General features: G+C 54.8%; 4 protein-coding genes. All 4 read left to right on the plus strand.

Annotated features, from left to right (window positions below; translation table 11 throughout):
* Positions 1–702, plus strand: a 702-nt coding sequence (locus RI518_RS07610) for an oxidoreductase C-terminal domain-containing protein (protein ID WP_310689782.1), incomplete at its 5' end; no start/stop codon positions are given.
* A 418-nt stretch (positions 703–1,120) separates the two neighbouring features.
* The gene (locus RI518_RS08065; RefSeq protein WP_397428168.1) at positions 1,121–1,582 is read left to right on the plus strand and encodes a DUF2231 domain-containing protein; all 462 of its coding nucleotides are present in this window, start codon (positions 1,121–1,123) and stop codon (positions 1,580–1,582) included.
* Positions 1,583–1,637: 55 nt separating this feature from the next.
* Positions 1,638–2,198 (plus strand): hypothetical protein, encoded by a 561-nt coding sequence (locus RI518_RS07615; RefSeq protein ID WP_310689783.1) that lies wholly within the window; start codon positions 1,638–1,640, stop codon positions 2,196–2,198.
* Between the two features lie 79 nt (positions 2,199–2,277).
* The gene (locus tag RI518_RS07620; protein ID WP_310689784.1) at positions 2,278–2,775 is read left to right on the plus strand and encodes a carbonic anhydrase; all 498 of its coding nucleotides are present in this window, start codon (positions 2,278–2,280) and stop codon (positions 2,773–2,775) included.
* Positions 2,776–3,225: the final 450 nt, after the last annotated feature.

Here is a 3,225-nt window from a genome sequence, read left to right on the forward strand (position 1 = left end):
CGAGTGAGTGAATATTTCAAAATGCGCCACCTCGCTGAAGGGGTATCTCTAAGACTTGGGGCCAGTGTGACCGGCGGAAAACGGCTCGCCCGAGGAGGTCACGAGATAGTTCTCGGGGGCAGCGAAAGTATCTCGGCCGATGTTCTGCTCGGCGCGATCGGCGTGACGCCTCGTTCGGAGCTCGCAAGGGGCGCCGGTCTTGCGTTGAGCGGAGATTTTGTCGCGGTGAACCAAAACTCGCAAAGCTCGCACCCGCGGATCTTTGCCGTAGGAGATATTGCGCTTGGGCCTAACCCGCTCGGCGAGGGTGCGCGGGTTCCGATTGCCTCGCTGGATAACGCCTCTTGGACGGCGTCGGTAGCAGCCCGATACCTGGTCGCCGGCGAAGTTTCCAGTGGGCGCCCTGCTCCAACATTTTGGACCGAGCAATACGGAGCGCGACTGCAAATCGCCGGCCTGATCTCGGCTGCGGATCGGAGCGTCCATCGCCCCGGAAATGGTCCCGACGAGTTTTCGGTGCTTCACTATGAAGGGGACAGGATTGTCGCCGTCGAGGCACTGGGCAAGCCGAAGGATTACCTCGCAGTCAAGCGAGCACTCAGTTACGGATTAAATATTCCATCGGATGTCGCCTCTTGGCCGGACCTAGACCTAGCCGGTTTTATCAAGTCCGTCATGGGAGGCCCCAGCCATCAGGGTTGACAAAGACAGTGTCCTCAGATTGACTCATTTAGGCAAGTTTTGATTTGTAAAAAAAGGAAAGGTAAGGTCTGATGTCCCTTCTTCTCATTTCTCTTATTGTGCTCGCGGTTACTGCGATTGGTGGAGTAGCTGCTGCATCTTTCCGGGCTCGAGGCTCCAATCCCCCCATGTGGCTTGCAAGTGTTCACGGGCTCGCCGCGGCGTCAGGCTTGGTCCTGCTTGTGTCCGCTGGTGTTGTGGAAGGCTTTAGCGTCGCCCTCTCTTGGGGCCTCGGGCTCTTGGTGGTTTCGGCTCTTGGTGGTTTCGTTCTGTTTGGAACTCATTTGAGGGAAAAACTGATCTATGCCCCTCTTGTCCTGGTTCACGGCCTCATTTCGGTCGCGGGTTTTCTGGCGGTATCAGTTGCGGCGTTTGCGTAATGCTGAATCGTCTACATCCAGCAAGCGTTCATTTTCCTATCGGGCTTCTGTTCGGCGCTTGGCTTTTCGTTCTCGGTAGGCTTTTTTTCCCGGCCCTCATGCCGGAAATTGTGGTGACAATTTCACTTGTCCTCGGGCTCATCTCATCAATACCTGCTGTAGCGACCGGACTTTGGGAATTGGTAAGAGTGGGAGACTCCGCGAGCTCGGAGGCTGAGCGGACACTGTGGTGGCACCTCGGGCTGGTTGGCACTTCGGTGTCAATTTTTTTGGCAACCCTGATCGTTTACTTGGAAGGCCCCATCCTCTGGGCTGTTGTGCTCTCCACGGCGGGCGTTGCCCTGTTGGTTCTCGGCGCTCATTTTGGCGGGTCGCTAGTCTATAAGCACCGCATAGGTTTAGACGCAGAGGATGGCGCGGCGCCGAGGGGAGAAAATGTCGACGCAGATGGAGGTAGCTAAAAGCCTCAAAGTAAACGGGGCGCGCTCGATATCCTCATTGGCCAGGGATCTAAATGTGAGTTACGAAGCTGTGCGGCTAGTGGTGGAGAAAATGGAGCGCGATGGCTTAGTGGAGCCTCGGAACGATTACGGCCAGCGCGGCAGAGGGAGGCCAAAGCAGTTTTGGTCACTGACTGTGCGGGGAGAGCATCTGTTCCCGAAAAGGTATGACGGACTATCCGATGCACTGTTGCGTGGGCTTCAAAAGGGGACCCTGAACGGCCAGCGGGATTTGTTGGAAAATTTGGTTAGTGAGAAAACTCGCATGCTCTCGGAGGATTCGCGTGGATCGTCGCGAGAATCTCAATTGCGAGCCGTTCAAAAGATTTACTCCGAGGACGACGACTTCATTACGGTCGAAAAAGATGAGGACGGCCTTCGCGTCATTGAACACAATTGCCCGTACTTAAATGTGGCGATTGCTCACCCGGAAATATGCGCAGTGACGACGAACGTGATGAGTAATTTACTCGGAAGCCGGGTTGTACGTACGGAAAAGTTTCAAGCCGGCGCTGGTCGGTGCGTATTCGCTGTTCTTGACGAGCCGGCGCCTGTCGGTTTTCACCCTGAACCTTAATCGGCTCCTGGTTTGAAAGACTTGTCCTTTTATGACAAGCTTAAACTTGTATAAATAGGCGAGAAATAGAGGGGTAAGCGTGAGTTTTGTAGATGAAGCAGTCGCAAACAACCGTATTTATGCGGAAAGTTTTGTTGGGCCGTTACCGCTGCCTCCGGCAAAAAAATTGGCTGTCCTGGCCTGTATGGACGCGAGGTTGGATGTTGCGCGAGTGCTCGGTCTCAACGAGGGCGACGCACATGTCATCAGAAATGCAGGTGGCGTGGTGACCGAAGCGGAAATCCGCTCTTTGGCGATTAGCCAGCACCTACTGGACACAAAGGAAATCATTCTCATTCACCACACTGACTGCGGGATGCTGACGTTTAACGATGGCGCTTTTCTCGAATCTCTCGCGTCAGCTACAGGTATTAGGCCTAGTTGGGCTCCAATGGCCTTTACGAATCCGGAAGAAGATGTTCGAAGCGGCATCCGGGCAATTAAACAGAGCCCCTTCGTACCCCACACTGCAGCGATCCGAGGCTTCATTTTTGACGTGGAAACTGGCCTACTCAACGAGGTGCAGAACAATGAGTAATTCGATGACTATTACCAAGAAGCCCGGCAGCCTGGCGATTTTCCGGGCTGGTTTCGCTGGGGTGATGGGGGTTGGTGTCGTTTACGCTGCGGCCCGGCTTAGTGGAACCGACTTCTCGGTTGCCGCACCCCCCGCGCTTTTATCGCCCATTCCGTTATGGCTGTTCGTGGTCTATTCAGCGGGAGCCGCCGCGTCAATGTTTCCTATCGTTGTGGTGTCGACGCGCTTGCCTCGTCCCCGTGCAGTGGCTGTGTCAATGTTGGGCCTTGGCTTAGCTGCGATGACCCCGGCTCCTTTTCTCGTGACTTCCGATTTCTGGACAATTTTCTGGCTAACATCAAGCCACATTGCTTTGATGGTCCCTCTTTTCCTCTTGAGTATTCGTTCGCTGCCTCGCACAAAACCTACGTCAGTGTCCAAAGTGCGGTGAATCGGGGAACAAAATCGCTG

This window comes from Pontimonas sp. (genome assembly GCF_031581085.1).
Taxonomy (GTDB): Bacteria; Actinomycetota; Actinomycetes; order Actinomycetales; family Microbacteriaceae; genus Pontimonas.

Bases quoted from the DNA above. Each gene is read 5' to 3' on its own strand.
- RI518_RS08065 (WP_397428168.1), top strand. From the start codon at position 1,121: ATGCTGAATCGTCTACATCCAGCAAGCGTTCATTTTCCTATCGGGCTT.